The following is a 2644-nucleotide window of genomic DNA, read 5'->3' as shown; positions in this document are numbered from 1 at the left end:
AAAGGTGCAGCAAAATCAGCAACAGGAAAAGTTTTAGGAACAACAACCATTAAACCAGAAGATACAACTAACTGGCAAGTACATTTTACCGTACGTGATAAGTACAATTCCGTAATAGCAAAGTGGCATAGCTATGAAAAGGGTGAGACTATTAAAGAAATGGTTGGTAGCGGTGAACCAAGTTATATTATGCTGGAAATTTACCCCAATGCAGAGTCAGCAGTAAGTGCAGCAAATGCCAAGCTAAAACAATTAAAACGCAGCAATGAAACTTTAGAGATAACAATGCCAGGTAATCCTCAAATATTTGCAGAGGCAAAACTTAATCTTATAGGCTTTAATCAAGCAGTAGATGGCGAATGGATAGTCAATAGAGCAGAGCATACCTTAAATAGTTCGGGTTATCTTACTACATTATCTGCATCTTTAAGTAAATGAAAACGGTGTTAAGAAAAAATAAGTAAATAGTCTATTTAATATGAAGAAACTGCTGAGTATGAATAAACTGAAATATAACGAGAAAGATAAAATACATTTTGTATGGTTTATGATACTAGTGGTATGTGTTGTTATTACATATTGCTATCAAAGGTCTAAAGCAACTGAAAATTATAAAACTATGCTACAAACAGCAGCTAATAGTTGCAGTATGGAGGTAGTGAAACTTTTAGTAGAAGATATAGTACCAGATTTAAGTGAAATAGCACTGCATTATGCTGCAGGTGGAGGATGTTTAGATACTATTAAATTTCTTATAATAGAAAGAAAGGTAAACATAGATGCTATTGATAAATACGCATTTAAAAGAACAGCTTTACATCATGCTGCAGCTTATGGTCATCTAGAAATTATTAAGTTTTTGTTGTCTAGAGGAGCAAATCCAACTATTAGGGGTAACGATGGACAAAATCCTAGAGATGTAGCTGTACTAAGATCGCGGCATGATAAAGATAAACCATACAATGAAATTATACACTTGCTCTATAATGCCGAAAAGCAACACAAATCTAAGCAGCATAACTGAAACACGAAATAGTTGAAAGTTTTTTATTGCGCAATCAGGAGAAATATGCAAAATCAAAAAGTCCCATTAACAGTAATAATAACGATGATAATACAGACTATTACTGTCATATGGTGGTTAGCCAAGCTTGATTTAAAAGTACAAATTCACGATAAGCTTATAGAACATGGATTAATGGAAAAGGTACTTATACTTGAGGAAAGGGTAAAAAATTTATCGGAAGAGCTCGATGAGTTTAAGATTAACAACTCAAAATGCAAATGACTACTCTTTCACAGGTTGATAGAGCTTGGAGTGAGATTGTCGATTTTTCCAATTTTTCACGTATTTCCTAATTAACAGATCATTGTTCTCAATAATCAGCAGATTTTCAGTATTCCTAAATTCCGCAGAATGAGTGAAGTTAAAGGAACCTGAGACTACTTTTTTATTGTCAATTATCATCACCTTATTGTGAGCTATAGCGGGTTGAAAGTCAATCCAAATCGGTATTTTCTCCTCAAACAGCTCATTAATTACACTGTATTCTGAATTAATTTGTGTTTCGTCAAGGATCACTTTAACATCAATCCCACGTTTTTTGGCCATAATTAGAGACTTTGCAATTGGCTGAGAAGTGAATGTATATGCCTGAACTAATATAGATTTTTGAGATCTGTCTATTACATCAATTATATGTGTAGAACATTTTTCCTGAGGAGTAAAGCAAACTATGATTTTCGTACAAACACAGCCAGATGAAAACAAACATATTAATAAAAGTAAGAAACGTGTGTACATATGACTAAATTTATCTTATCCATTGATGGTGGAGGCATAAGAGGAATAATACCAGCAATAATATTAGCAGAAATAGAAAAAAGATCAAAAAAACCTATTTTCCAAATCTTTGACCTGATGGCAGGCACTTCTACTGGTGGGATTGTTGTAGCTGGGTTATGTAAAAAAGATAAAGAAGGAAACCCTCAATATTCAGCCAATGATTTGGTTGAACTTTATCAACAATATGGACCATATATTTTTAAATCATCGTTTTGGAGGAGATCGATTGCTTCGTGGTTTAATGGTGCTCAGTGCTCACATCAAAATATAGAATTCATTCTTGATAAATACTTCGGCGAAAGTACTATTGCTGACGTCTCAAGTAATCTACTACTTACCAGTTATGACATTCAAAATAACTGCCCATTTTTCTTCAAAAGCTGGAAAGAAGGTAATATTAAGCTGAAAGATGCACTCAGAGCTACAACAGCAGCACCTACCTATTTCATACCAAAACATTTAAAAATTAACCAGATAGATAGAATATTAGTGGATGGTGGGGTGTTTGCCAATAATCCTGCTGCTTGTGCATATGCTAGTGGGAAAAGGCTATTTCCTGATGATGATATTGTTCTTTTATCAATTGGCACTGGTAGAACGACTAGGTAGTGTAGACATTCAAAAAGAAAGGAGTTATAATAACAATTTTTGAGAGAAGCTAAGGATGTTATACGACTTAAAAGATAAGCAATGGGAAAGGATAAAGGAGAGTTTACCCGGAAAGAAAGGGGATAGTGGAAGGAGTGCAAAGGACAACAGAAAGTTCATAGCAGCAGTGATGTGGATAGGGCGAACAGG

4 protein-coding genes and 1 pseudogene are annotated in these 2644 nt (G+C 34.3%); 4 read left to right on the top strand and 1 reads right to left on the bottom strand.

What is annotated here, in order from left to right; genetic code table 11:
* The 3 genes from IC220_RS06900 to IC220_RS06890 form a co-directional block, all read left to right on the top strand.
* The coding region (locus tag IC220_RS06900) for a phage late control D family protein (RefSeq protein ID WP_369408775.1) at positions 1 to 438 on the top strand (438 nt) is incomplete at its 5' end.
* A 58-nt stretch (positions 439 to 496) separates the two neighbouring features.
* On the top strand, positions 497 to 1024 hold the full coding sequence (locus tag IC220_RS06895) for an ankyrin repeat domain-containing protein (protein WP_188153715.1): 528 nt from the start codon (positions 497 to 499) through the stop codon (positions 1022 to 1024).
* 45 nt (positions 1025 to 1069) lie between these two features.
* Positions 1070 to 1288: a hypothetical protein gene (locus tag IC220_RS06890; RefSeq protein ID WP_188153714.1), complete on the top strand. Its 219-nt coding sequence runs from the start codon at positions 1070 to 1072 to the stop codon at positions 1286 to 1288.
* On the opposite strand, the gene IC220_RS06885 is transcribed toward IC220_RS06890, so the two are convergent.
* A complete protein-coding gene (locus IC220_RS06885; RefSeq protein WP_188153713.1) occupies positions 1289 to 1804 on the bottom strand; it encodes a phospholipase D family nuclease in 516 nt (171 codons plus the stop codon).
* Here IC220_RS06885 and IC220_RS06880 point away from each other — a divergent pair.
* Positions 1805 to 2452, top strand: a pseudogene (locus tag IC220_RS06880) (patatin-like phospholipase family protein); the annotation flags it as partial.
* Positions 2453 to 2644: the final 192 nt, after the last annotated feature.

Origin of the sequence: Wolbachia endosymbiont of Pentalonia nigronervosa, from assembly GCF_014534705.1 — a bacterium.
GTDB lineage: Bacteria > Pseudomonadota > Alphaproteobacteria > Rickettsiales > Anaplasmataceae > Wolbachia.
Note: the sequence above shows the minus strand (reverse complement) of the source record. Positions and strands in the feature narration are given on the sequence as shown.